Source organism: Paracoccus sp. MKU1 (genome assembly GCF_001447385.1).
In the GTDB taxonomy this organism is placed as follows: domain Bacteria; phylum Pseudomonadota; class Alphaproteobacteria; order Rhodobacterales; family Rhodobacteraceae; genus Paracoccus.
In genome coordinates this window covers 26,334-50,464 of sequence record NZ_LLWQ01000220.1, presented here as the reverse complement: position 1 = coordinate 50,464, position 24,131 = coordinate 26,334, and the positions used below count along the sequence as shown (strand labels likewise).

Here is a 24,131-nt window from a genome sequence, read left to right as displayed (position 1 = left end):
CAGGCGCCCATCCGGGCGACCCAGAGAGGGATATATGGCACGCGGACCCAAACCCATCGTGGACCGTCCGACGACGAAACGCATCGGCGCGCTCGGGGCGCTCTGGCCCTTCATCCGCCCCTATCGCGGGCTGCTGGGGGCGGCGCTGCTGGCGCTGACAGTGACGGCGGGGATCAGTCTGGTCCTGCCGCTGGCGGTGCGCCGGGTGGTGGACGGGTTCGATGCCGGCGCGCATCTGCTCGACCAGTATTTCGGCGCGGCGCTGGCCATCGTGGCGCTGCTCGCGCTGGGGACGGGGATGCGCTACTACCTCGTCACCCGGCTGGGCGAGCGGGTGGTCGCCGATATCCGCAAGGCCGTGTTCGAGCGCGTCATCGCCATGAGCCCGGCCTTCTACGAGCGGGTGCTGACCGGCGAGATCATCAGCCGCATCACCACCGACACCACGCTGATCCAGTCGGTGATCGGCTCGTCGGTCTCGATCGCGCTGCGCAACTTCCTGATCCTGGCCGGCGGCATGGTGATGCTGGTCTGGACCTCGGCCAAGCTGTCCGGCCTCGTGCTGCTGCTGGTGCCGCTGATCGTGGTGCCCATCGTGGTGCTGGGCCGGCGGCTGCGGAAACTGTCGCGCGAGAACCAGGACTGGATCGCGCTGTCCTCGGGCGCGGCCTCGGAAAGCCTGCTTTCGGCACAGACCGTGCAGGCCTTCACACAAGAGGGGCCGACGCGCGCGCGCTTCGACGACGTGACCGAGCGGTCCTTCGATTCGGCGCTGAGCCGGGTCAGGACGCGGACGGTGATGACGGTGATCGTCATCTTCCTGATCTTCTCGGGCGTGCTGGGCGTGCTCTGGGTCGGGGCCCGCGACGTGCGGCTGGAGATGATGACCGTGGGCGAACTGGTTCAGTTCGTCATCTATGCGGTGCTGGTCGCCGGCGCCGTGGGCGCGCTGTCCGAGATCTGGGGCGAGTTGCAGCGCGCGGCCGGGGCGACCGAGCGGCTGACCGAGCTGCTGACGGCGCAGGACCTGCTGACCGATCCGGCCCAGCCCAGGTCCTTGCCCCGCCCGGTCCAGGGCGCGATCCGGCTTGACGACGTGACCTTCCATTATCCCTCGCGCCCCGACCGTTCGGCGCTGGAAGGGGTCACGCTGGATATCCGTCCGGGCGAGACGGTGGCCCTGGTCGGGCCTTCGGGCGCGGGCAAGACCACGGTGATCCAGCTGCTGTTGCGGTTCTGGGATCCCGATTCCGGCACGGTGCGCATCGACGGCATCGATCTGCGCGACATGGCGCGGGCCGATTTCCGCCAGGCCATCGCGCTGGTGCCCCAGGACCCGGTGATCTTTGCCGCCACGGCGCGCGAGAACATCCGTTTCGGCCGTCCTGACGCCTCGGATGCCGAGGTCGAGGCGGCCGCCCGCGCCGCCCATGCCGACGAATTCCTGCGCCTGCTGCCCGAAGGCTATGACAGCTATGTCGGCGAGCGCGGCGTCATGCTGTCGGGCGGGCAGAAGCAGCGCATCGCCATCGCCCGCGCCATCCTGCGCGATGCGCCGATCCTGCTGCTGGACGAGGCGACTTCGGCGCTGGATGCGGAATCCGAACGGCTGGTACAGCATGCCGTGGACGAACTGGCCCGGACTCGCACCACGATCATCATCGCGCATCGCCTGGCCACGGTGAAAAAGGCCGACCGGATCGTGGTCTTTGACCATGGCCGCGTGGTGGCCCAGGGGCGGCACGAGGAACTGGTGGCGCAGGGCGGGCTCTACGCCCGGCTGGCACGGCTGCAATTCACCGAAGGCGCGGCGGAAGCCGTGGAGGCGGCGGAACGCATCGCCTGACGGCAGCGGCGGCCCGACTGTGTTGACCCGGCCGCAACGGGCGGTTCAGGGACAGGCCGCGCAAGGCCGCATGGTTGCCGGGGTTCCAGCCAAATGCGCCGCTCGGGCCGTGCTGGCCGAAATGTGGCGCGCTTAGCGCGGCGCGCTATAGACCGCCGCCCAATAGACGGTCTTGCCATCCGCCCCCACGGCCTTGCCGATGCCATAATGCCGGACCTGCGGGATCAGGATATTGGCCAGATGGCCGCTGGAGCGCGCCCATTCCACCAGCACGCGATCCTGCCCCCAGGGGCCGGCGGCGATGTTCTCGGCCGCGATGCTGGGCCTGTAGCCTTCCTTCTTCAGCCGCTGCATCGGCCCCTTGCTCTTGCTGCCGTTATGCGACATCACCCCGCGCTTGGCCATGTCGCAGGCATGGCGCGCCGCCGCCGCGGCAAGGTCCGGATTCGGCTTCAGCGGCGACAGACCGCGCGCCTGGCGCGTGGCATTGGTGGCACGCACCGCTGCCTCATTTTCACGCATCGATGTCTGGTAGCAGGTGACGGTTCCCGACCGAACCGCATTCCCCGAAACCGATTTCGTCGAGATTCGCGCGCCCTCATCGGCAAGGGCGGGCGCCGCCAGGAACCCAAGAAAAGCCCCCAAAACCAGTGATTTGTAATATTTGCTCAACTTTGTCATCCTATAGCCCCGGCAGAAATTAGGGGCCGGGCCCCCGCTTCTCAACCCTGGATTGCTGAAATTTGTCTGGAACCGCCGTTTCGGCGAAACGTTGCCGCCCGAGACGCAGCCTGAAAGGAGAGGTCATGGCTATCTGGGATTTCGTGAAGGACGCCGGCAAATCGCTTTTCGGATCCGAGGCCCAGGCGCAGGAAGCGCCGGCCCAAACCCCGCAAAGCGATACCGACCGCAAGGTGGCCGCGCTCAAGGCCGAGCTGTCCGCCCTCGGCCTGACCGGCAAGGACGTGCACCTGACCCTGCGCGGCGACACCGTGGTGATCTCGGGCAAGGCGCGCGACCAGGAGACCCTGGAAAAGCTGATCCTGGCGGTCGGCAACATCCAGGGCATCGCCCATGTCGAACTGGCCGAGGGCGCCGGCACCGAAGCCCCTGCTCCCTCTGCGGCGCAGCCCCTGTTCCATACCGTGCAGAAGGGCGAGACACTTTCGGCCATCGCGCAGAAATACCTGGGCAAGGCCGGCCGCTATCCCGAGATCTTCGAGGCCAACAAACCCATGCTCAGCCACCCCGACAAGATCTATCCCGGCCAGACCCTGCGCATTCCCCAGGAGTGAACCGCGACGCGACGCTGCGTTTTGCCGCCGGCGTGGCGTCGCGGAATGCTTGCCAGCATGCTGATTGTTGGACCATTCTGCCCGTCAAAGGGGCATGAGCCCCGAAAGGGAGAACGGGAGGTAAAGGAATGGCCAGGTTCGCAAGCGTCGCAGATCGCGATGCCGTCGAGGCGGAAATACCCTATGCGCAGCGTCAGATGCCGCGCACGGTCTATCAAGCCCTGACCGAGACCCGCGACCGCCATCCGCAGCGCCCGGCGATCAGCTTCCAGCTGTTCTCGGACCCCAAGGCGCCGGCCCGCAGCCTGACCTGGACCGAGCTGCACGAGCGGGTGACCGAGACGGCCAATCTGTTCCGCAGCCTGGGCGTCGGGCCGCAGGACGTGGTGGCCTATCTGCTGCCCAACTGCCTCGAGGCCCCGATCGTGCTGCTGGCCGGCGCGACGGCGGGAGTCGTGAACCCGATCAACCCGCTGCTCGAACCCGACCACATCGCCGCCATCCTGCGCGAGACCAACGCCAAGGTGCTGGTGACGCTGAAAAGCTTTCCCAAATCCGAGGTCGCCCAGAAAGCCGCCGAGGCGGTGGCGCAGGCTCCGAACGTGCAGACCGTGCTGGAGGTCGATCTGCGCGGCTACCTGACCGGGCTCAAGCGCCTGCTGGTGCCGCTGATGCGGCCCAAGGTTCCCACCCGGCACCATGCGAAGGTGATGGATTTCGAGGCCGCCGCCAGCGCCCAGAAGCACAACCGCCTGACCTTCGACGAGCCGGGGGAGGACCGCGTTGCCGCCTTCTTCCATACCGGCGGCACCACCGGCATGCCCAAGGTGGCCCAGCACAAGCAATCGGGCATGATCTACAACGGCTGGCTGGGCGGCACACTGCTGTTCACCGAGACCGACGTGCTGATGTGCCCCTTGCCGATGTTCCACGTCTTCGCCGCCTATCCGGTGCTGATGTCCTGCCTGATGTCGGGGGCACAACTGGTCATGCCGACACCTGCCGGCTATCGCGGCGAAGGGGTATTCGACAATTTCTGGAAGCTGATCGAACGCTGGCAGGCCACCTTCCTCATCACCGTGCCCACCGCCATCGCCGCGCTGATGCAGCGCCCGGTGAATGCCGATGTCTCCTCGCTCAAGACCGCGATCTCGGGCTCGGCACCCTTGCCGATCGAGCTTTACAACCGCTTCAAGGCGGCGACCGGGGTCGAGATCGCCGAGGGCTATGGGCTGACCGAGGCGACCTGCCTGGTGTCCTGCAACCCGATCGACGGGCTGAAGAAGGTCGGTTCGGTCGGCATCCCCCTGCCCTATACCCATGTCCGCATCCTGCAACGCCGGAACGGCGGCTTCCGCGAATGCGCCACCGACGAGATCGGCGAGATCTGCGTGGCCAATCCGGGGGTCTTCGAGGGCTCGACCTATACCGAGGCCGACAAGAACCACGATCTTTTCGCCGAAAGCCGCTTCCTGCGCACCGGCGACCTGGGCCGGATGGACGGCGACGGCTATCTGTGGATCACCGGGCGTGCCAAGGACCTCATCATCCGCGGCGGCCACAACATCGACCCCGCCGAGATCGAGGATGCGCTGCTGTCGCATCCCAAGGTCGCCGCGGTGGCCGCCATCGGCCAGCCCGACGCCTTTGCCGGCGAGCTGCCCTGCGCCTATGTCGAACTGGTCGCGGGGGCCGAGGTCGGGCTGGACGCGCTGATGGACCATGCCCGGACCCATATCCACGAACGCGCCGCCGTTCCGAAACATGTCGAGATCCTGCCCGAACTGCCCAAGACCGCGGTCGGCAAGATCTTCAAGCCCGATTTGCGCAAGCTGGCGATCAAGCGCGTCTATGACGGGGCATTGGCCGAAGCCGGCCTGGCGGCCGAGGTCGGCGAGGTGATCGACGACAGAAAGCGCGGGCTGGTCGCGCGGATCCGGCCCAAGGGCGAAGCCGACAGGAATGCCGTCGAACAGCTTCTGGGCCAATACGCCTTGCCTTGGGAATGGGCGTAAGCCCCTGATCCCACGCGCCCGGAGAATGGCCTTGGCGGGTTGCAGTTGACAGCGGCCACCCGCCCGCTACAGCAGAAGGCGGTATCCCGTGAAAGGCTGATCATGTTGAATTTGGATGACGAAAGCGACGATCTGGTTCTTGTCGAAAACGCGATTGTCGTGCCGCCCGGACCCAAAGGTCAGGGAAAATGGCAGCCTTCGGGCGTTCTGGACAGCGACGGCAGGTTCGTCGCGAACTCGATCAGTTGGTCGGCGACGGATGACCGCATCAACTCCGAGCCCGCAATCCCCGATGCCAGGGATATCACCGACCTGCCCGGCACGCATATGTTCGCCGGGATCAGCTATGGCCATTTCGGGCATTTCATCACCGAAAGCATGACCCGGATCTGGGCGCTGGACGAGCTGCGCGACAAGATCGACGGCGTCGTCTTTACGCCGAAGAACCAGATGAAGGACAACCTTCGCCCGTTCGAGGTCTATGCCGATCTGATCAACAACCTGGGGCTTGCCGAGGTTCCGATCATCTGCCCGGCCGGGCCGATCAGGGTCGAACAGCTCTATGTGCCGAAACAGGGTTTCGGGCTGGGCGATCTGACCGGCGGCAGCCGCAAGTTCAGGGACTATATCAGCCGCCATGCGGGTGTGAATGTCGAACCGGCAGGGGCCAGCAAGATCTATATCTCGCGCTCGCTATTGCCGCCCGAGCGCGGCGGCATCCTGGGCGAGAAGAAGCTGGAGCAATACCTGATCGAGGAAGGCTATGCGATCTTCCACCCGCAAAGGGAATCGAAGCTGGACCAGCTTGCGCAATACAAGGCGGCCGAAAAGATCATCTCGGTCGATTGCTCGCCCTTGCACCTTGTCGGCTATGTCGGGAATGCCCGCCAGCATGTCGCCATCCTGCGGCGGCGCAGCATGGCCTTCGGGGAACTGTTCTCGCGCCAGCTTGGCGAATTCAAGGGCATTACCTGCCATCAGGTCGATGCGCTGGTGAATGACTGGCTGCCGGAAAACACCAATCGGCCGAGCAGAAGCTCGTTCGGCGAGGTCCGGCTGAGCCAGATCTATCGGATGCTCAAGGACGCCGGCATGATCGAATCCGAAACGCCTTGGGAAGATCTGACCTTGGCTGAGCGGAACGAGGATCTGCACCGGCTTGAAAAATCGCACGAATTGCGATTCAAGCCGTTCCGGCCCGACGACAGCTTCGAAACCAGCTTCGCCATGGATGCCGGAAACGGACAATCCTGATTGCGAAACGGCGCGGCCGGACTTGTCCGGCTGCGCTAGTCGAACTGCCCTGCTTCCGCCAGGCGGCAAATCAGGTCGATCGCCCTGTCGCCGATGCGCACACCGATAAGCCCCTGCTTGATCGAGCAGATTTCCGAAGGATCGTCCTGCGCCGTATCCGCGAACACGACCGAATAGCGGCATCCGGAGGCATGAGCATTGCCGAGGAAATCGCCCCAACGGTGAAACTGGGTTTGCACCGATCCGACCTCGATGAAATGCGCATTCGGATTGGCGAATATCATGTTGCCAAAAAATGCCCCATGTGCCGCACCCACGACCTCGGCTGCATGAACCGCTGCAATCTGTTCAAGCGGCTCCATGTTCTCAAAAAACATCTGCTCAAAACCAAGCTCGCGCAGCCGGGCCACCAGCCTTTCCTCTCCGACAAGCGGGCGCTGGTTCACATTGGCATTGTGATTGTTCCGGCTGATCCAGATGCGCTTGGGCATCTTGTCCAGGTCAGCCTTGCTGATCATGGACAAGGCCCGCTCGCGCAGCAGGCGCAGCGATACGTCATAGGTATTCTTCAGGATGAATTTGCGGCGCTGCACATGCGCCGAAATCCTCTGCCATTCGGGATCCGCATTCTCGATATGCTGCTGAATTCGCATATCGCCGTTGGCATAGATCATGTGCCGGAAATTGAGCGGGATGCTGACACGCTCATAGCTGGCCGCCCGCGCGGTAAACGACACCCTGTCGCAAATCTCCGGAAAAATCGCGCGGATGAAACGATCCGAAAAACCCGATGGATCGTCATTGCGGCAGTGAAAGGTGATCCGCTCGGCCTCCGTATTCACATGGTGAACCAGAAGCGGCAGGGTTTCGGTCATGAAGTGATAAAAATTCGTCCGGTTCCGGCATTCGATGCCAACCGGAATACGCCGTGCTTCGAATGGCCAGACCGGCAGATTCATGTCCGTTTCCTGCTTCGCCGCGGCAAAAAAGCGATTTGCCTGGCGAAACCGCCGCACACCGGGATTCTGCTTCAGGTAGCGAGAGAAGCTGCGGTCGCCCGAGGCGCCGTTGGGCAGGAATTTTCCTTGCACCTGCGCCGTTCCGCCGCGGAACGCGACGTCCTGGGCGATCACCGGCACGGTATTCGTTTCCAGCACGATCGGCGCGTGCTCGCGCCAGCGGGATTCGAGATTCTTTTCGATGACCTCCTGGACATTCGCGTAGTCGCTGCATGCATATTGCCGCACGCGCGCACCGGGAACGCGACGGACGAACCATTCGGGCGGCTCGGAAAACCACAAACCTTGGTCACGCCCGACGATAAAGAAATATTCATCGGCGGGCCTTGTCCAAGGCCCAGCCGATTGATCCGTCTCTTGCATGATACCCATTAGCTCTGCCGGCCTTCTGGTTTCGATGCCGATAAGGAAAACCCCTAGCGCGTGAATTTCTTGTATTTCACCCGTTTCGGCTCGACCGAATCGGGGCCGAGGCGGCGGATCTTGTCGGCCTCGTAATCCTCGAAGTTGCCTTCGAACCATTCCACATGCGCATCGCCCTCGAAGGCAAGGATATGCGTGCAGAGCCGGTCGAGGAAGAAACGGTCGTGCGAGATGATGACCGCGCAGCCGGCGAAATCTTCCAGCGCGGCCTCCAGCGCCTGCAAGGTTTCCACGTCGAGGTCGTTGGTCGGCTCGTCGAGCAGCAGCACGTTGCCGCCGGATTTCAGCAGCTTGGCCATATGCACGCGGTTGCGCTCGCCGCCCGAGAGCAGCCCGACCTTCTTCTGCTGATCGCCGCCCTTGAAGTTGAAGGCCGAGCAATAGGCGCGGCTGTTCATGGTGGCATCGCCCAGCTCGATCTGCTCAGCACCGCCCGAGATCTCCTCCCAGACGGTCTTGTTCGGGTCCAGCGCATCGCGCGACTGGTCGACATAGGACAGTTTCACCGTATCGCCATAGGTGATCTCGCCGGCATCGGGCTGCTCCTGCCCGGTCAGCATCTTGAACAGCGTCGATTTGCCGGCGCCGTTGGGGCCGATCACGCCGACGATGCCGCCCGGCGGCAGGCTGAAGGACAGGTCCTCGATCAGCAGCTTGTCGCCCATGGCCTTTTTCAGCCCGTCGACCTCGATCACCTTGCTGCCCAGCCGCTCGCCGTTCGGGATGATGATCTGGGCGCGGGTCAGCTTTTCACGCTCCGATTGGCTGGCCAGTTCGTTATAGGCGTTGATCCGGGCCTTCTGCTTGGCCTGCCGCGCCTTGGCACCGGCGCGGATCCATTCCAGTTCCCGCTCCAGCGTCTTCTGCTTGGCCTTGTCCTCGCGGGCTTCCTGCTCCAGCCGCTTGGCCTTCTGCTCCAGCCAGGCCGAGTAATTGCCTTCGTAGGGGATGCCGCGGCCGCGATCCAACTCGAGAATCCAGCCGGTGATGTCATCGAGGAAATAGCGGTCGTGGGTGACGATCAGGATGGTGCCGGGATATTCGATCAGGTGCTTTTGCAGCCAGGCAATGGTCTCGGCGTCCAGGTGGTTGGTCGGTTCGTCCAGAAGCAGCATGTCGGGCTGTTCCAGCAACAGCTTGCACAGCGCCACCCGGCGGCGTTCGCCGCCCGAGAGGCTTTCGACATCGGCATCGTCCGGCGGGCAGCGCAGCGCCTCCATGGCCACGTCGATCTGGCTGTCGAGATCCCAGAGATTCTCGGCGTCGATCTCGTCCTGAAGCTTCGCCATCTCCTCGGCGGTCTCGTCCGAATAGTTCATGGCAAGCTCGTTATAGCGGTCCAGCTTGGCCTGCTTGGCCTTGACGCCCTCCATGACGTTGCCGCGCACGTTTAGCGCCGGGTCGAGCTGCGGCTCCTGCGGCAGGTAGCCGACGGTTGCGCCCTTGGCCGCCCAGGCCTCACCGGTGAAATCCTTGTCGATGCCGGCCATGATACGCAGCAGCGTCGATTTGCCGGCACCGTTGACACCGACGACGCCGATCTTGACGCCGGGCAGGAAGTTCAGGCGGATGTTCTCGAAGGTCTTCTTGCCGCCCGGATAGGTCTTGGACACCCCGTCCATGTGGTAAACGAACTGGTAGGAGGCCATGATCTTTCCCCGTCTCTGAAATCCGTGTGAACTTGGCCGCTATGTAGTCGAGCAGGGGCGAAAGGGGAAGGCTCAGCGGAAAGCCTTGGTGAATTCGGGGCCAAAGGTCCGGTCGAGAAAGCCGAATTGCGGCTCCAGCTTCTCGCGCAGCCGGGCGCGGGCCTTGTCCGGCACCACCAGCCTATTGTCGGAGGCGAAGACCTTCTTGCCCGGGTCACGGTAGTCATGGGGTTTCAGGCCCAGGAAATCCTCGACCCGGCGCAGGAAGCCCAGGGGATCGCGGGCGATCATGCCGAAGGGCAGGTAAAGCAGCCGGTCGGGGCCGAAATGCGCGCTCCAGCGCGGCACATAGGTCATGTAATCGCCGCGATCCAACAGCACGGGATCCTCGACCTCGACCAGCCAGTCCTCGACGGTCTTCGGTTTGCGGCGCGCGCGGGTCAGGTTCATCTTGAGCTGCGAGATGGCGCGATCGACCGGGTGGCGAATGATGTAGACGAACTTCGCTTGCGGCAGGAATTTCGCCACGAAATCGACGCCTTCCGGCGGCAGGGTCGAATATTCCGGGGTCACGTCGATGGCCTTGGCTCCCTCGGGCGCCGGGGCGAAGACCAGCTTGTACCAATGGTTGGTGAACATCGGCTCGCGGGTGACGCGGTCGAGATAGCGCACCATCTCGCACGGCACCTCCTCGCCGCGGGCGGCCCAGCGTTTCTCGATGTTCTGGCGGCCGCGGCGGTAATGCCAGGGCAGCCATTTGCGATGTTCCTCGATGAATCGGTGGTTGAAGAACTGCACCTCCTTGAACGGCGGCGTCCAGACGTCCGGGTGCTGGCCGAGCATCTGCGACAGCCATGTGGTGCCGGCCTTCTGCGCGCCGATGCCCAGGAAATCGGGTTTGCGGGGCTTGCCTTCGGGATCCCAGTTCATCCATGCCGCCTTGTTGCCTGGCTGCCGCCCTGCTTAAGCCAGCGGCCCGGGCGCTACAACCGGCGCGATTGTCGCCGCCTAGAGCCGGCCCCAGAGATCGTATTCGCCCGCCTCGTCCACGGTGACGGTGACGATGTCGCCGGGCGCAAGGTGCTCGAATCCCTCGTCGATGAACAGGTTGCCGTCGATTTCGGGCGCATCCGCCTTGGTGCGGCAGGTCGCGCCGTCGCCGTCCACGGCATCCACGATCACCTCGATGCGGCTGCCGACCTTGGCCGCCAGCTTCGCCTCGGAGATCGCCTGCGCCTTCTGCATGAAGCGATCCCAGCGGTCCTGCTTGACCTCGTCCGGGACGTGGTCGGGCAGCTCGTTCGCCCGTGCGCCCTTGACGTTTTCGTATTGGAAGCAGCCGACGCGATCCAGTTGCGCCTCGTCCAGCCAGTCCAGCAGGGTCTGGAACTCGGCCTCGGTCTCGCCCGGATAGCCGACGATGAAGGTCGAGCGCAGGGTGATCTCGGGGCAGGCGGCGCGCCAAGCGGCGATCTCGTCCAGGGTCTTTGCTGCCGCTGCCGGCCGGGCCATGCGCTTCAGCGTGTCGGGATGGGCGTGCTGGAAGGGAATGTCCAGATAGGGCAGCACCAGTCCCTCGGCCATCAAGGGGATCAGGTCGCGCACATGCGGATAGGGATAGACGTAGTGCAGCCGCACCCAGGCACCCAATCCGCCCAGGTCGCGGGCCAGATCGGTGATATGCGCCCGGTGCCCGCGCTCGGTCGCGAACTTGCGGTCGAGCCCGTAGGCCGAGGTATCCTGCGAGATCACCAGCAGTTCGCGCACCCCGGCCTCGACCAATTTCTCGGCCTCGCGGATCACCGCATGGGCGGGGCGGCTGACGAGCTTGCCGCGCATGTCAGGGATGATGCAGAACTTGCAGGCGTGGTTGCAGCCCTCGGAAATCTTCAGATAGCTGTAATGGCGCGGCGTCAGCCTGACGCCCGAGGCGGGCAGCAGGTCGATGAACGGATCGGGCGACGGCGGCACCGCGTGGTGCACCGCATCCAGCACCTGTTCGTATTGCTGCGGCCCCGTCACGGCCAGCACCGACGGATGCGCGCCGGTGATATATTCCGGCTCGGCCCCCAGGCAGCCGGTCACGATCACCTTGCCGTTTTCCGCCAGCGCCTCGCCGATGGCTTGCAGCGATTCCGCCTTGGCGCTGTCCAGGAAACCGCAGGTGTTCACGATCACCGCGCCGGCGCCCTTGTAGTCCGGGCTGATGGCATAGCCCTCGGCCCGCAGACGCGTCAGGATGCGTTCGCTGTCCACCAGCGCCTTGGGACAGCCGAGGCTGACCATGCCGATGGTGGGCTGGCCCTCTCTCCGGCTGGTGTCGAAGAGGGGCGCGGGGGCTAGATCGGGGCGCAACAGGGGCGGGTTCTGGCTCATGCGCGGCATATAATGCGGGGCGCGGCGCTTGTTAAGCGGCAAGCGCGGCTCGCCGGAACGTCATTTGGCCTTGCGCGTTCGGCGAGGCATAGCAAAGGACATGAGCATGCGTTCCATTCTGACCCATCTTTCCTCGGCCCTGGTCCTGTCTCTGGGGCTGGCCGCCGGCATTGCCGCCATCCCCGCCACGGCCGAGGCCCAGCCGCGCGGCAAGCCCATCGTCATCATGCACAATCGCGGCGGCAATGTCGTCGAGGCGATCCGCTATCGCAACAAGCTGGCCGCCAGCGGCCGCCCGGTCGAGGTCAGGGGCTATTGCCGCTCGGCCTGCACGATCTACATCACCCTGCCCAATGCCTGCCTGGGACCGAACGCGACCGTGGGCTTTCACGCGCCGCGCATCCCGGGTACCAACTTCATCCCGCCCATCGTGGACGAGCTGATGGCGCAATATTACCGGAACGGCATCCTGCGCATGTGGAACACACGCTGGAAGCATTCGCTGAAGATGCACAAGATCTCGGCCCGGGAATATGTCAGGCTGGACCCGCAGACCCGGCTGTGCCGGGGCTGAGGCGGCGCGGTTGCGCCGGCGGGGTGCGCCAAAGCGCACCCACGGGATGACCGGGACGCGGTTTCATGGCAGGCTTGGCGCAAAGGAGGACAGCCATGTCGGGACAACGATGGGCCGCAGCCGCCGTGGCCATGATCTGGGCGAGCGCCGCCGGCGCACAGACGCCGTGGTTCGACGCCGGCAATCAGGCGATGATCATGCATCAGGGCGACCTGCTGGAGCAGCAGACCGCGCCGAACGGCGGCGCCTCCGCCGGCAAGGCCGGCAAGAAGCCGGTGCGGACGGCCGATTGCTCGATCTCGGCCAGCCGCGAGCGGCTGCGGCCGGAATACCACCGGCGGGTGCAGGCGCAGGGGCGCAAGGCGGCGGATGCCTGGCTGCAGCAGCAGGCGGCGGCACTTGGCCGGCACGCGGCGCAGATGGCCAAGGCCGGGACGCCGTGCCGGCCGTGAGTGGGCGGCGCCTATTAGGGTGCCCCTGAACGCACCCTGTAGGCGCGGTCACTCGCGCAGCCGCCAGCCGGTCAGGAAGATCCAGCGGATCGCGCCCATGCAGACCAGGATCATCAGCGCGACCGCCGCGAGCGACAGCCCGACTGGCACGTCGGCAAAGCCGAAAAAGCTCCAGCGGAAGCCCGAGATCAGGTAGAGCACCGGATTGAGCTTGGCGACACCCTCCCAGAAGGGCGGCAACATCGAGGCCGAGTAGAAGGCGCCGCCCAGGAACACCAGCGGCGTGATGACCATCATCGGCACGATCTGCAACTGCTCGAAATTCTTCGCCCAAAGGCCGATGATGAAGCCCAGAAGCGAAAAGGCGATGGCCGTCAGCAGCAGAAAGGCCAGCATCCAGAACGGATGCGCGATATGGACCCCGGTGAACCAGAAGCTGGTCAGGAGGATCACCAGCGCGATCATCACCGCCTTGGCGGCGGCGGCGCCGACGAAGCCCAGCGTGACCTCGATCCAGCCGGTCGGCGCGACGAGGATCTCATAGATCGTGCCGGCGAATTTGGGAAAATAGATACCGAAGCTGGCATTGGCCACCGATTGCTGCAACACGGTCAGCATCATCAGCCCCGGCACGATGAAGGCGCCGTAGGCCACGCCCTCGACCGCCTGGATGCGCCCGCCGATGGCCGCGCCGAACACGACGAAGTAAAGCACCGTGGACAGCACCGGCGAGGCCAGAGACTGCCAGATCGTGCGGAAAAACCGCGCCATCTCATGCTCGAAGACGGCGCGGGCGGAACGCCAGTTCATGCGGTTTCCTCCTCGACCAGCGACATGAAGATCTCTTCGAGGCTGCTCTGCTTGGTCGAGACGTCGCGCACGGCGATGCCGCGTTCGGCCAGTTCGGCCAGCAGATGCGCGATGCCGGTGCGCTCGGCCCGGGTGTCGTAGGCATAGCCCAGCTCTCGCCCGTCGGCGGACAACGTCAGCCCGCGCCCGGCCAGTTCGGCGGGCAGCGTCGCCAGCGGTTCGTAAAGCGAGACGGTCAGGTGCTTCTTGCCGAATTCGCCCATCAGCTCGTTCTTGGATTTGACCAGCAGCAACTCGCCCCGGTTGATGACGCCGATGCGGTCGGCCATGTCCTCGGCTTCTTCCAGGTAATGCGTGGTCAGGATGATGGTCACGCCCTCGGCGCGCAATGCGCGCACCACCTGCCACATCTCGCGCCGCAGCGCGACATCCACTCCAGCGGTGGGTTCGTCCAGGAACAGCACCTTGGGGCGGTGCGACAGCGCCTTGGCGATCAGCACCCGCCGCTTCATGCCGCCCGACAGCTCGCGCGTCTTGGCCTCGCGCTTGTCCCACAGCGCCAGGCTGCGCAGCAACTGCTCGATATAGGCATCGTCCGGGGGCTCGCCATAGAGCCCGCGGGTAAAGCGCACGCAGTCGATGACCTTCTCGAAGGGCTCCAGCGCGATCTCCTGCGGGACGAGGCCGATGAGCTTTCTGGCCGCGCGCCAGTCCTTGCGGATGTCATGGCCGCCGACGCGCACCGTGCCATCGGTCGGAACCACCAGGCCGCAGATGATCGAGATCAGCGTGGTCTTGCCCGCGCCGTTCGGACCCAGCAGCGCCAGGATCTCGCCCTCCTCGATTTGCAGCGACACGTGATTCAGCGCCACCGTGCCGCTGCCGTAGCGTTTGGAAACTTGGTCGATGTCGATGATCGGACGCATCCCGTCCTCCTGTTTCGGCCCCCAAGGCCCGCGAATCCGCCGGGCAGGTTGGACCGCAACCGCAGGCGGGTGCAATGCCGAAAACGCCGTCTCCGCGCGCCTGCCCTTGCGTCACGCCGCCGGCGCGGCCGTCGCGGGCAGGCCGCCGGCCTCGGCCAGCAGGCGGTCGCTGGCGGCCTCGATCCGCTCCTCCAGCAGGTCCATCACCGCGCCCGAACGCTGACCGGCGGAGATCGGCGGCAGGAACTCGACCACCGCCGTGCCGCCGCGGATCGGGATGCCGCGCTTGGGCCAGAACAGCCCGCAATTCACCGCCACCGGATGGATCGGCAGGCCGGTCGCGCGCTGGATCGTGCCGGCGCCGTGCTTGTAGGGCAGCTTATGGCCCGGCCGCGTGCGGGTACCCTCGGGATAGATGATGAGCTGGCCAAGACCTTCGGGACGGGCGCGGGCAGCCTCGATGCCGGCGATGATCTGCTTCATCGCCTCCTTGCCGCGTGCGCGGTCGATGGGGATGCAGCCGACCTTGCGGGCGAACCAGCCCATGATCGGCACGCGCAGCACCTCGCGCTTCATCACGAAGGCACGGCGCGGGCAGGCGCGGGCCAGCGCCAGGATGTCGAGAAAGCTGTGATGTTTCGAGGCGACGATGCAGTCGCCGGCAGGCGGAGTGCCGCGATATTCGATGCGCACGCCCAGGATGACCCGCGCCGCGCCCAGCATCTGGTCCAGCCACAGGCTGGCCACGCGATGCGCGCGCTCGGGATGGACCAGCACCTGCGGCAGGCCCCACAGTCCCAGCACGAAGGTCACCAGCGCCGCGTAAAGGTAATAGGCCACCGCGCGCGGCCAATCGAGGACCGAGCCCGGGCGCGGGTGATAGGCGCTCATCAGCGCACCTCGCGCAGCATCTTCAGCGCCGCCCAGCGGGTGGCGCCGAAACCGATCGCCGCGGCAACCGGCGGAATCAGCAGCGGCCAGAGCCAGCCCCAGCCCTGAAACCCCAGCCCGGTCAGGAAGCTTCCCGCCTGATCCATCGAGGGCAGCGCCCAGATCGCCCCCATCCCCAGCGCCGTGCCCCCGGCCGCACCCATGGCGGCGCGGCGGGTGAAGCGGCGCACGAAGGCGGTGGCGATGGTGATGTCGCGCGCCCCGATCAGGCGCAGGACGCGGATCACCTGCCCGTTCGCCGCCAGCGCCGCCTTGGCCGCCAGCGTGATCATGGCGCCAGAAGCCGCGCCGATCAGCAGCAGCGAGACGAGGCCCAGCACCCGCAGCCGGTTCGCCGCCGAGACCAGCGGCTGGCGCCAGCGGGTATGGTCGTCCAGCACCGCGCCCGGCGCCTCGCCCTGAAGCCGCAGGCGCAGCGCCTCGGCGTCGAAGCCCTCGGTGGCCTCGGTGATCTCGATCAGGCGCGGCACCGGCAGCGCCTCGACCGGGACATCCGGGCCGAACCAGGGTTCCAGCAGTTTTTCCACCTCGTCATCGGGCAAGAGCCGGGCCTCGACGATGCCGGGGGTGGTCTTCAGCGCCTCCATCACCGTCACGGTCTGCTCGTCGATCTGGTCCTCGGGGGCCGAGATGCGCACGGTCACGGTCTGGGCCAGCTCGGTCGACCAGCGCTCCGCCAGCCGGCCGGTGGCCAGCGCCAGGGCCAGCGCAAAGACCGCCAGGAAGGCCATGGCAGCGGCCGAGAACACCGTCAGCTGCGCGGTGAAGCCGGTCGGCGGCACCACGCGGTCCGTTCCCGCCGGGTCGGGCCGGGTCAGCCCGCGCCACAGAGTCGCCAGGTCGAGCGATTTCAGATCGGCTTTCTTCACAGGTCCGCCCCCGCCAGTTGCAGCCTCTTGCCCGCGATGCGCAGCACCCGCGCCTGCACCTGCTGCTTGGCGGCGCGGATCAGGTTCAGGTCATGCGTCGCGATCAGCACCGCCTTGCCCGAGCGGTTCAGCTCGATCAACAGTTGCAGCAGCCGCATCGACATGTCCCAGTCCAGGTTGCCGGTCGGCTCGTCCGCCAGGATCAGGTCGGGCGACATGATGACGGCGCGGGCCAGCGCGGCGCGCTGCCGTTCGCCCCCCGACAGTTCCGGCGGCATGGCACGGGCATGGCCAGAGAGCTGCACCCAGGCCAGCAGCTCGCCCAAAGCCGGCATGTCCACCTGCTCGCCCGAGACCAGCAGCGGCAGGGCGATGTTCTCCGCCACCGGCAGGTGGTCGAGGAATTGCGTGTCCTGATGCACCACCCCCACCCGGCGGCGCAGCCCGGCGATGCCGTCGCGCGACAGCCCCCGCACGTCCTGGCCGAAGGCCGTCATCCGCCCGGCGCTCGGCAGCAGGTCGGCATAGCAGAGCCGCAGGAAGGTGGTCTTGCCCGCACCCGAGGGACCGGTCAGGAAATGGAAGGAACCCGGCTGAAGCGTCAGCGACATATCGGCCAGCAGCGGATCATTGCCGCTGTAACCGAAGGACAGGTTCTGCATCTCGATCACTGGTCGTCCCCTTCTGAACGGGTCTTTCCGAGCGGGCTGCTTGGCGCGCGGTTCGTGGCTTGATAGAACAGTCGCGCGGCGAATGCGAGACGCCCGCATGATCGAAACCACCCCCGACCGGAGCCGAAAGACCTGCCCATGCGCCTGACCTGCCCCCGCTGCGCAGCCCAATACGAGATCGCGGAATCCGCCATTCCCGCCTCGGGGCGCGAGGTCGAATGCTCGGCCTGCGGCCATGTCTGGCGCCAGCCGGGGCTGGAAAAATCCGCCTCGCCGGCCGGAGCCGGCCCGCGCAGCCCCTACGACCCCGAGGCGCGTCCGGTGCTGAGCCGGCCTCTGGACGAATCGGTGCTGGCCATCCTGCGCGAAGAAGCCGCCCGCGAATTGCGCGCCCGCGAGACGGAAGCGCGCCCGCCCGCCGCCGATCACATTCCCGCGACGCCGGTGGCCGAAACGCCGCCGCCGGCCCCGGACGACGCGCGGCAGCCCAGCGAGCCGGCGCCCGCCGGTGACGGCGATGCGGCGCCCCGGCCCGCAATCGACTGGCCCGCGACCACGGTGACCGAAACCTCCGCCCCGGCAGAGCCGGTTCACGCCCACGCCCAGACGCCCTCACCGGCCGCGACCGATGCCAAGGCGGCGTCCTCCGGCAGTCCGCCCCCGCAGCCCGAGCCCGAAGCGCCCGAGGCTGTGGCCACTCGGCCTGGTCCGCTGCCCGGCACGACGGAGGAATCCTCGCCGCCCGACCGGCCCGAGCCGATCATCCCCGCCCTCCCCGATGCCGAGGAACTGGCGGCGACGTTGACGCGCGCGGCCCCGCCGCGGCCCGATCCCGCGCCCGAAGCCGAGGAATCGCCCGCACCCGCCGCCGCGCTGATCCGTCCCGCCGCACCGGAAGCGGCACCAGAGGGCCAGCCGCCTCGCAAGGCCGCCGACGCCCCGCCCCGCGAGGCACCGGTGCCCGCCCTCGTGCCGTCGTCACCGCGGCGGACGGGCTATGCCTCGGGCTTCGGCCTTGCCGCCATGCTGGCGCTGGGGGTGGTCGTCCTCTATGCGCTGGCACCGCAGATCCCCGCCGAAGAGGGCGGCAGCTGGCTCGCCGAATGGCGCCGGCAGATCGACCTCGGCCGGCTCTGGCTGCATGACCGCATCCTGGGCGAATAGGCCCGCGGGCCTATTCGGAAACCCTTGCCGCGCCGCACCGCTGTCATGCCGCTCCCCAAGCCGCTCCGCTCCGGGACCGGTTTTCGGCCGCAGGGGTCGGGATCAGAAATTCTCCAGCAGCCGGCCCAGATAATCGCGCTCGTCGCGCGGCCGTTCGCGTTCGCCGCTGCGCCGGCGAATCTCGTCCTGCAATTCGCGGGCCTTGCGCGAGGGATCGCCGCCCTCGGCCAGCGGATCGCCCGAGGTGATCGAGCCGCCGTCGCCCGACAGCGCCCGGCCCAGCGGATCGGTCTGCGGCCGCCGGTCATAGGGCTGCGCCAGCCCGCGCTGGCCACGCGGATCGCCCGAAGGCCCCTCGGGGCCGCTCTCCTGCCCGCCCTGCTGCGGCTGGCCGTCCTGGCCCCGCTGCTGGTCCTGCGCCATCATGTCGCCTAGCGCCCGCATCCCCTCGCGCATGGACTGGATGGCCTGGGCCTGGCGCTCCATCGCGCCGGCGGCATCACCCTCGCGCAGCGCCTGCTCGGCCTCTTCCATGGCGCGGCCGGCCTCGTCGAGCTGGCGCCCCGCCTCCTCGCCCTGCGGCGTGCCGCGGCCGGGCAGCAACCCACGCTGGCGGCCCAGATCCTCGCGCAGCTCACGCTGGCGGTCGGCAAGTTGCTGGTTGCCCTGGCCCTCCTCGCCCTGGCCTTCCTGGTCCTGCTGGCCATCCGGCTGCCACTGGCCGAACCGATCCTGCATCTGGCGCATCGCCTCGTCGGCCAGCTTCTGCTGATCGCGCAGGGTCTCGGCCAGCCGGTTCATCGGCCGCTGGCGGCCGCCCTCGCCGCCTTCGGATTGCGTCACGCGCAGGTTCTGCATCATGCGGTTGAACTGCTCCAGCAGCTCCTGCGCCTCGGCCATGCGGCCTTCGTTCATCAGGCGCTGGATCTCGTCCATCATCTGCTGGATCTGGTCGCCGGTGATCTGCTGGCGGTTCTGGGGCGAGCGGTCGAAGCGCTCGGCCGGGTCCTCGCCCTGCTGCTGGGCCAGCATGTCCAGGTACTCGTCGGTGGCTTGTTTCAACTCGTCCATCAACCGCTGGATCTCGTCGGGACTGGCGCCGTTGCGGATCGCCTCGCTCAGCCGCTCCTGCGCCTGCTGCATCCGCTCCAGCGCATCGGCCAGCCCGCCATCCTCCAGCGCCACGGCGGCATCCCACAGCAACTGCGCCAGCTTGTTGCGCGCCTCTTCGTTCAGGTCTTCGTTCAGGTTGCCGGATTCCAGCGTGCCGATGGCGCCCCGCAAACCGTTGAAAAGCGCCTCGTCCATGAAACCCTCGGGCTGCCAGCTCGCCGCACGCAGCAGCTCGGCGCTGCGGGCGGCATTGTCGCGCGACCACAGCAGGTCGCGCCGGACCTCGATCAGCGCCGCCGCCAGCGGGTCGAAGAAGCGCCGCCCCGGCAAGACCATGCGCATCGGGGCCGAGACGCCCTGCTGCTCGATCCCGTCCTCGACCTTCAGCGAGATGGTCACCGGCAGGTTGGCCCAGGGGTGGCGCGACAGGTCGCCGACCAACCGGCCGCGGACCTGCTTGCGGCTGCCGGTCGCAGGCAACGGCAGGTCCAATTCCACCGCCTCGCGCGGCTCGGGGTCGAGGGCCAGGCCAAAGCGGCGGTCCACCGCATCCAGGTCCAGCATGATGACCGCCTGCCCCGCCGCGATGCCGTTATCGTCGCTGGCGGTGAATTCCTGCACCAGCCGGCCATCGGCGCGCCGCTCGGGCGCCTTGCCGGGCGCCACCACCGGCGCGGCATCGGGCAGCACGGTCACCTCGAAACGCCGCCCCGCGACCTCGATCACCCCGTCACGCTCGGCCATGAACTCCGGCGCCGAAGGCTCGCCGCCCGGCACCGCCGCGCCGATGTCCTGCGCGATCTCGGCGCCCTCGCCGTAAAGCCGGAAGCTCAGCTTCGAACCCTTGGGCAGCTCCAGCCGCTGCCCCTGGGGCAGGGCGTTCAGATAAAGCGTCGGGCGGCGGGTATAGGCGGGGGGCTCGGCCCAGCCCTCCCAGGAGGGACCGGCCTCGGCGCCGGACCGGGCCTCGGGCGTGGGGCGGAAGGTCGCACCCAGCGCGGCGAGGCCCTGTCCCAGCTGTCCCGCGGGCGCGAAAATCAGCGCCATGACCAGCGCCACCATGCCGACCAGCCGCAAGGCGACCGGATCGCGCCAGCGCAGCCGCGCATCCGGGGCGACCGGGCGCGCGGCTGCGGCCGCCCGCTCCATCCGCGCCAGATGCGCCCGCCACAGCGCATCCGCGCCGCCATCCCCGGCCCCCACGGCCAGACGGTCGCGCAGGGCCGAAAGCGGCCGCCCGGGCAGGGTCAGGTCGACCCGCAGCCGCGCCGCCGCGGCCGAGGGCCGGCGGAACCGCCGCACCCCCCAGCCGAAGGCCAGCACGGCGGCCAGGGCCACAAGGCCCATCAGCCAGATCAGCGCCCGCGAGGAGAAAAGATCGGTCACGCCAAAGGCCAGCGCCGCCAGCACCAGCGCCAGCAACACGCCCAAAGGCCAGAAGGCCGCGGCCAGCGCCTCCCACCACATGCCGGTGCGGGTCAGCCCGACCGCCCAGCGAATTCGGTGCGGCTCACCTGGGTCCACGGCCCCGCCCCTTCGTTCTTCCGTGGACAAATATCCCACGGGGGCCCGGGGGTGTGAAACCCCCGGCCGCGACGGCGCGGGAATGAGCGATCAGAGCCATTCCGGGATGGTATCGCGTCCCAGCATTTCCTCAAGCGTCGGCCGCGCCCGAATGACGGCGAATTGATCGCCGCTGACCAGAACCTCGGGCACCAGCGGCCGGGAATTGTATTCCGAGGCCATCACCGCCCCATAGGCCCCGGCCGAGCGCAGCGCCACCAGGTCGCCAGGCCCCAGCGCCGGCAGCTCGACCGCCTTCTGGAAGGTGTCGCCGGTCTCGCAGACCGGGCCGACCACGTCATGCGGCGCGACCTCCGCCCCCGGCGCCGGCTCGCGCACCGGGACGATGTCGTGATGCGCCGAATACATCGCCGGCCGGATCAGGTCGTTCATCGCCGCGTCGAGGATCAGGAAATCCCGCCCCTCGCCCTGCTTCAGATAGATCACCGAGGCAAGCAGGATCCCGGCATTGCCGGCGATGTTGCGGCCCGGCTCGATCTCGATCTCGCAGCCCAGGTCGCCCACCGCATCGCGAATCACCTGGCCGTATTCGATCGGCAAGGGCGGGGCGTTGTTGTCGCGCCGATAGGGAATCCCCAGGCCGCCGCCCATGTCGAGCCGGCTGATCGCATGCCCGTCGGCGCGCAGCGCCCGGGTCAGCTCGGCCATCTTGGCATAGGCCAGCCGATAGGGCTCCAGATCGGTCAACTGGCTGCCGATATGCATGTCGATGCCGACCACCCGGATGCCGGGCAGGCGCGCGGCATGGGCATAGACCTCGCGCGCCCGCGCGATGGGGATGCCGAACTTGTTCTCGGACTTGCCGGTGGCGATCTTTTCATGCGTCTTGGCGTCCACATCCGGGTTCACCCGCACGGCGATCGGCGCCTCGATCCCCATCGAGCTTGCCACGCGCGACAGCAGTTCCAGCTCGGGCTCGGATTCGACGTTGAACTGGCGGATGCCGCCCGCCAGCGCCATGCGCATCTCCGGCTCGGTCTTGCCGACGCCGGAAAACACGATCCGCTCGCCCGGCACGCCCGCCGCCCGCGCCCGGGCATATTCACCGGCCGAGACGATATCCATGCCCGCGCCCAGATCGCCAAGCAGCTTCAGCACCGCGATGTTCGAGTTCGCCTTGACCGCAAAGCAGACCAGGTGATCGGTCCATGCCAGCGCCTGCTGGAACAGCTTGAAATGCCGGGTCAGCGTGGCGGTGGAATAGACATAGACCGGGGTGCCGACCTCGGCCGCGATGCGGGCCAGCGGCACCTCCTCGGCATGCAGCCAGCCATCGACATAGTTGAAGTGATCCATCAGGTGATCCTGCGAGAGCGGATGAACAGATAAAGCGGCAGCGCAAAGCCGATCCCCAGCGCCAGCGCCGGCAAAGTCAGCAGGGCCGCCCAGTTGCGGCGCAGCATGGTCTCGATCAGGCACCAGAGCGCCAGCACGGCTTGCGCCACCAGTTCCGTTGCCCGGGCGCCCTGCCAAAGCGTCTCGCCCCGCCACAGCGCCAGAGCCAGGCCTGCCAGGGCAAGCCCCACCCAGACCAGCCGCAACGGCGTCAGCTCAGAGCTGCGTGATGACACCGAAACGCGCCTCGCCGCTGATATGCACGCCGGGTTCCGGGACGGTTTCGCGGGCGGGCTCGGGACGGGTCGGGGCGCCGTCGACGCCGCAGGCGGCAAGACTTGCCAGGATCAGTGCGAAAGCGGCCAGAAGCAGATGCTGCGTCATACGGATTTCTCCTCCAGTTTTTCTTTCCAGCGGGCGATCTGGGCCCGGACCTGCGCCGGCGCGGTGCCGCCATAGCTCATGCGCGAGGCGACCGAGTTATGCACGCCCAGCACGTTATAGACATCCGCCGTGATCGCCGGATGGACCGATTGCATCTGCTCCAGCGTCAATTCCGGCAGGTCGATCCCGGCCTTCTCGGCCAGGGCGACCAGCGCGCCGGTGACGTGATGCGCCTCGCGGAAGGGCAGTCCGGCCTCGCGCACCAGCCAGTCGGCCAGGTCGGTCGCGGTCGAGAAGCCCGAGCCCGCCGCCGCCTCCAGCCGCTCGCGGTTCGCGGTCAGATCCGACAGCATCCCGGTCATCGCCGCCAGCGCCAGCATCAGGTTGTCGGCGGCGTCGAAGACCTGCTCCTTGTCCTCCTGCATGTCCTTGGAATAGGCCAAGGGCAGGCCCTTCATCACCACGAACAGCGCCACCGCCGCACCCAGGATGCGGCCGATCTTGGCGCGGATCAGCTCGGCCGCGTCGGGGTTCTTCTTCTGCGGCATGATCGACGAGCCGGTCGAGAATCGGTCCGACATGGTCACGAAGCGGAACTGGGCCGAGGACCAGATCACCAGTTCCTCGGCCAGCCGCGACAGGTGGACGGCACAGATCGCGGCCGACGACAGGTATTCCAGCGCGAAATCCCGGTCGCTGACCGCATCCAGGCTGTTCGCCATCGGCCGCTCGAAACCCAGCGCCCGGGCCGTCGCCTCGCGGTCGATGGGAAAGCCGGTGCCTGCCAGCGCCGCCGCCCCCAGGGGCGATTCGTTCATCCGCTTGCGTGCGTCCTGGAAACGCGACAGATCGCGACCGAACATCTCGACATAGGCCATCATATGATGGCCCCAGGTCACCGGCTGGGCGGTTTGCAGATGGGTAAAGCCGGGCATGACCCAATCCGCGCCCCTCTCGGCCTGCGACAAAGTGGCGCGGATCAGCGCGTCCAGCCCGGCGATGGCCGCGTCGCATTGGTCGCGTACCCAGAGCCGGAAATCGGTCGCCACCTGGTCGTTGCGCGAACGCGCCGTGTGCAGCCGCCCCGCCGGCTCGCCGACGATCTCCTTCAGCCGCGATTCCACGTTCATGTGGATGTCTTCCAGCGCGGTCGAAAAGGGAAAGTCGCCCTTCTCGATCTCTGACAAGACCGTGAGCAGCCCTTCCCCGATGGCCTCGGCATCGCTAGTGCTGATGATGCCTTGTGCGGCGAGCATCGCCGCATGGGCGCGGCTGCCCCGGATGTCCTGGGCATAGAGCCGCTGGTCGAAGCCGATCGAGGCGTTGATCGCCTCCATGATCGCGTCCGGGCCTGCGGCGAAACGTCCGCCCCACATCTGGTTGGCGGTGCTGGGCTGCTCGGTCATGACTTGTCCTTCGGG

Annotated in this window: 22 protein-coding genes; 7 read left to right on the top strand and 15 right to left on the bottom strand. The window is 67.2% G+C overall.

Going from position 1 to position 24,131, the window contains the following annotated elements; all coding sequences use genetic code 11:
- The first annotated feature begins 34 nt into the window (after nt 1-34).
- Nucleotides 35-1,846 carry an ABC transporter transmembrane domain-containing protein gene (locus tag AQY21_RS24820; protein ID WP_058100261.1) on the top strand — a complete coding sequence of 604 codons (1,812 nt, stop codon included), beginning with the start codon at nt 35-37 and terminating at the stop codon, nt 1,844-1,846.
- A 132-nt stretch (nt 1,847-1,978) separates the two neighbouring features.
- Here AQY21_RS24820 and AQY21_RS24815 read toward each other — a convergent pair whose 3' ends face one another.
- A complete protein-coding gene (locus tag AQY21_RS24815; RefSeq protein WP_238986898.1) occupies nt 1,979-2,347 on the bottom strand; it encodes a CAP domain-containing protein in 369 nt (122 codons plus the stop codon).
- Between the two features lie 305 nt (nt 2,348-2,652).
- Here AQY21_RS24815 and lysM point away from each other — a divergent pair, with 305 nt between their 5' ends.
- The 3 genes from lysM (at nt 2,653) to AQY21_RS24800 (ending at nt 6,410) form a co-directional block, all read left to right on the top strand.
- On the top strand, nt 2,653-3,141 hold the full coding sequence (lysM, locus tag AQY21_RS24810) for a peptidoglycan-binding protein LysM (protein WP_058100260.1): 489 nt from the start codon (nt 2,653-2,655) through the stop codon (nt 3,139-3,141).
- A gap of 128 nt (nt 3,142-3,269) precedes the next feature.
- On the top strand, nt 3,270-5,156 hold the full coding sequence (locus AQY21_RS24805) for an acyl-CoA synthetase (protein ID WP_058100259.1): 1,887 nt from the start codon (nt 3,270-3,272) through the stop codon (nt 5,154-5,156).
- 102 nt (nt 5,157-5,258) lie between these two features.
- Nucleotides 5,259-6,410, top strand: coding sequence for a glycosyltransferase 61 family protein (locus AQY21_RS24800; RefSeq protein ID WP_058100258.1), 1,152 nt, complete (start codon nt 5,259-5,261; stop codon nt 6,408-6,410).
- A gap of 35 nt (nt 6,411-6,445) precedes the next feature.
- On the opposite strand, the gene AQY21_RS24795 is transcribed toward AQY21_RS24800, so the two are convergent.
- The 4 genes from AQY21_RS24795 to rimO form a co-directional block, all read right to left on the bottom strand.
- Nucleotides 6,446-7,792 carry a glycosyltransferase 61 family protein gene (locus tag AQY21_RS24795; RefSeq protein ID WP_161906116.1) on the bottom strand — a complete coding sequence of 449 codons (1,347 nt, stop codon included), beginning with the start codon at nt 7,790-7,792 and terminating at the stop codon, nt 6,446-6,448.
- A 53-nt stretch (nt 7,793-7,845) separates the two neighbouring features.
- Nucleotides 7,846-9,501: an energy-dependent translational throttle protein EttA gene (gene ettA, locus AQY21_RS24790; RefSeq protein ID WP_058100256.1), complete on the bottom strand. Its 1,656-nt coding sequence runs from the start codon at nt 9,499-9,501 to the stop codon at nt 7,846-7,848.
- Nucleotides 9,502-9,573: 72 nt separating this feature from the next.
- Nucleotides 9,574-10,431 (bottom strand): sulfotransferase, encoded by an 858-nt coding sequence (locus AQY21_RS24785; protein WP_058100255.1) that lies wholly within the window; start codon nt 10,429-10,431, stop codon nt 9,574-9,576.
- A gap of 78 nt (nt 10,432-10,509) precedes the next feature.
- A complete protein-coding gene (gene rimO, locus AQY21_RS24780) occupies nt 10,510-11,877 on the bottom strand; it encodes a 30S ribosomal protein S12 methylthiotransferase RimO (protein WP_058100375.1) in 1,368 nt (455 codons plus the stop codon).
- A gap of 106 nt (nt 11,878-11,983) precedes the next feature.
- Here rimO and AQY21_RS24775 point away from each other — a divergent pair, with 106 nt between their 5' ends.
- Together AQY21_RS24775 and AQY21_RS24770 are read left to right on the top strand one after the other, a co-directional pair.
- A complete protein-coding gene (locus AQY21_RS24775) occupies nt 11,984-12,451 on the top strand; it encodes a hypothetical protein (RefSeq protein WP_238986897.1) in 468 nt (155 codons plus the stop codon).
- Between the two features lie 95 nt (nt 12,452-12,546).
- On the top strand, nt 12,547-12,903 hold the full coding sequence (locus AQY21_RS24770) for a hypothetical protein (protein ID WP_058100253.1): 357 nt from the start codon (nt 12,547-12,549) through the stop codon (nt 12,901-12,903).
- Nucleotides 12,904-12,951: 48 nt separating this feature from the next.
- Here the strand turns inward: AQY21_RS24770 and AQY21_RS24765 are convergent, their stop codons facing one another.
- From AQY21_RS24765 to AQY21_RS24745, 5 genes are all read right to left on the bottom strand, one after another.
- Nucleotides 12,952-13,713 carry an ABC transporter permease gene (locus AQY21_RS24765; RefSeq protein WP_058100252.1) on the bottom strand — a complete coding sequence of 254 codons (762 nt, stop codon included), beginning with the start codon at nt 13,711-13,713 and terminating at the stop codon, nt 12,952-12,954.
- Nucleotides 13,710-14,639 (bottom strand): ABC transporter ATP-binding protein, encoded by a 930-nt coding sequence (locus AQY21_RS24760; RefSeq protein ID WP_058100251.1) that lies wholly within the window; start codon nt 14,637-14,639, stop codon nt 13,710-13,712. Before AQY21_RS24760 ends, AQY21_RS24765 begins: the two co-directional genes overlap by 4 nt.
- A gap of 111 nt (nt 14,640-14,750) precedes the next feature.
- Complete coding sequence (locus AQY21_RS24755) at nt 14,751-15,530, bottom strand: 1-acyl-sn-glycerol-3-phosphate acyltransferase (RefSeq protein WP_058100250.1); 780 nt, start codon at nt 15,528-15,530, stop codon at nt 14,751-14,753.
- Nucleotides 15,530-16,459, bottom strand: coding sequence for an ABC transporter permease (locus AQY21_RS24750; RefSeq protein ID WP_058100249.1), 930 nt, complete (start codon nt 16,457-16,459; stop codon nt 15,530-15,532). Before AQY21_RS24750 ends, AQY21_RS24755 begins: the two co-directional genes overlap by 1 nt.
- Complete coding sequence (locus tag AQY21_RS24745) at nt 16,456-17,130, bottom strand: cell division ATP-binding protein FtsE (RefSeq protein WP_058100248.1); 675 nt, start codon at nt 17,128-17,130, stop codon at nt 16,456-16,458. The genes AQY21_RS24750 and AQY21_RS24745 overlap by 4 nt, the downstream gene beginning before the upstream one ends.
- Nucleotides 17,131-17,268: 138 nt before the next feature.
- On the opposite strand from AQY21_RS24745, the gene AQY21_RS24740 reads away from it, so the two are divergent.
- Complete coding sequence (locus tag AQY21_RS24740; protein ID WP_058100247.1) at nt 17,269-18,294, top strand: zinc-ribbon domain-containing protein; 1,026 nt, start codon at nt 17,269-17,271, stop codon at nt 18,292-18,294.
- Nucleotides 18,295-18,396: 102 nt separating this feature from the next.
- Here AQY21_RS24740 and AQY21_RS24735 read toward each other — a convergent pair whose 3' ends face one another.
- The 5 genes from AQY21_RS24735 to argH form a co-directional block, all read right to left on the bottom strand.
- Nucleotides 18,397-20,931 (bottom strand): DUF4175 domain-containing protein, encoded by a 2,535-nt coding sequence (locus AQY21_RS24735; protein ID WP_058100246.1) that lies wholly within the window; start codon nt 20,929-20,931, stop codon nt 18,397-18,399.
- 90 nt (nt 20,932-21,021) lie between these two features.
- Nucleotides 21,022-22,287, bottom strand: coding sequence for a diaminopimelate decarboxylase (gene lysA / locus AQY21_RS24730; RefSeq protein ID WP_058100245.1), 1,266 nt, complete (start codon nt 22,285-22,287; stop codon nt 21,022-21,024).
- On the bottom strand, nt 22,287-22,562 hold the full coding sequence (locus AQY21_RS24725; RefSeq protein WP_058100244.1) for a DUF2834 domain-containing protein: 276 nt from the start codon (nt 22,560-22,562) through the stop codon (nt 22,287-22,289). Before AQY21_RS24725 ends, lysA begins: the two co-directional genes overlap by 1 nt.
- Nucleotides 22,543-22,710 carry a hypothetical protein gene (locus tag AQY21_RS29450; RefSeq protein ID WP_203416655.1) on the bottom strand — a complete coding sequence of 56 codons (168 nt, stop codon included), beginning with the start codon at nt 22,708-22,710 and terminating at the stop codon, nt 22,543-22,545. The genes AQY21_RS24725 and AQY21_RS29450 overlap by 20 nt, the downstream gene beginning before the upstream one ends.
- On the bottom strand, nt 22,707-24,116 hold the full coding sequence (gene argH, locus AQY21_RS24720) for an argininosuccinate lyase (protein WP_058100243.1): 1,410 nt from the start codon (nt 24,114-24,116) through the stop codon (nt 22,707-22,709). Before argH ends, AQY21_RS29450 begins: the two co-directional genes overlap by 4 nt.
- Nucleotides 24,117-24,131 lie beyond the last annotated feature (15 nt).

Bases quoted from the DNA above. Each gene is read 5' to 3' on its own strand.
- AQY21_RS24795 (WP_161906116.1), bottom strand. From the start codon at position 7,792: ATGCAAGAGACGGATCAATCGGCTGGGCCTTGGACAAGGCCCGCCGAT.
- rimO (WP_058100375.1), bottom strand. From the start codon at position 11,877: ATGAGCCAGAACCCGCCCCTGTTGCGCCCCGATCTAGCCCCCGCGCCC.
- AQY21_RS24760 (WP_058100251.1), bottom strand. From the start codon at position 14,639: ATGCGTCCGATCATCGACATCGACCAAGTTTCCAAACGCTACGGCAGC.
- AQY21_RS24800 (WP_058100258.1), top strand. From the start codon at position 5,259: ATGTTGAATTTGGATGACGAAAGCGACGATCTGGTTCTTGTCGAAAAC.
- AQY21_RS24765 (WP_058100252.1), bottom strand. From the start codon at position 13,713: ATGAACTGGCGTTCCGCCCGCGCCGTCTTCGAGCATGAGATGGCGCGG.
- lysA (WP_058100245.1), bottom strand. From the start codon at position 22,287: ATGGATCACTTCAACTATGTCGATGGCTGGCTGCATGCCGAGGAGGTG.
- AQY21_RS24820 (WP_058100261.1), top strand. From the start codon at position 35: ATGGCACGCGGACCCAAACCCATCGTGGACCGTCCGACGACGAAACGC.
- AQY21_RS29450 (WP_203416655.1), bottom strand. From the start codon at position 22,710: ATGACGCAGCATCTGCTTCTGGCCGCTTTCGCACTGATCCTGGCAAGT.
- AQY21_RS24755 (WP_058100250.1), bottom strand. From the start codon at position 15,530: ATGAGCGCCTATCACCCGCGCCCGGGCTCGGTCCTCGATTGGCCGCGC.
- AQY21_RS24775 (WP_238986897.1), top strand. From the start codon at position 11,984: ATGCGTTCCATTCTGACCCATCTTTCCTCGGCCCTGGTCCTGTCTCTG.
- lysM (WP_058100260.1), top strand. From the start codon at position 2,653: ATGGCTATCTGGGATTTCGTGAAGGACGCCGGCAAATCGCTTTTCGGA.
- argH (WP_058100243.1), bottom strand. From the start codon at position 24,116: ATGACCGAGCAGCCCAGCACCGCCAACCAGATGTGGGGCGGACGTTTC.
- AQY21_RS24805 (WP_058100259.1), top strand. From the start codon at position 3,270: ATGGCCAGGTTCGCAAGCGTCGCAGATCGCGATGCCGTCGAGGCGGAA.
- AQY21_RS24785 (WP_058100255.1), bottom strand. From the start codon at position 10,431: ATGAACTGGGATCCCGAAGGCAAGCCCCGCAAACCCGATTTCCTGGGC.
- AQY21_RS24740 (WP_058100247.1), top strand. From the start codon at position 17,269: ATGCGCCTGACCTGCCCCCGCTGCGCAGCCCAATACGAGATCGCGGAA.
- ettA (WP_058100256.1), bottom strand. From the start codon at position 9,501: ATGGCCTCCTACCAGTTCGTTTACCACATGGACGGGGTGTCCAAGACC.
- AQY21_RS24770 (WP_058100253.1), top strand. From the start codon at position 12,547: ATGTCGGGACAACGATGGGCCGCAGCCGCCGTGGCCATGATCTGGGCG.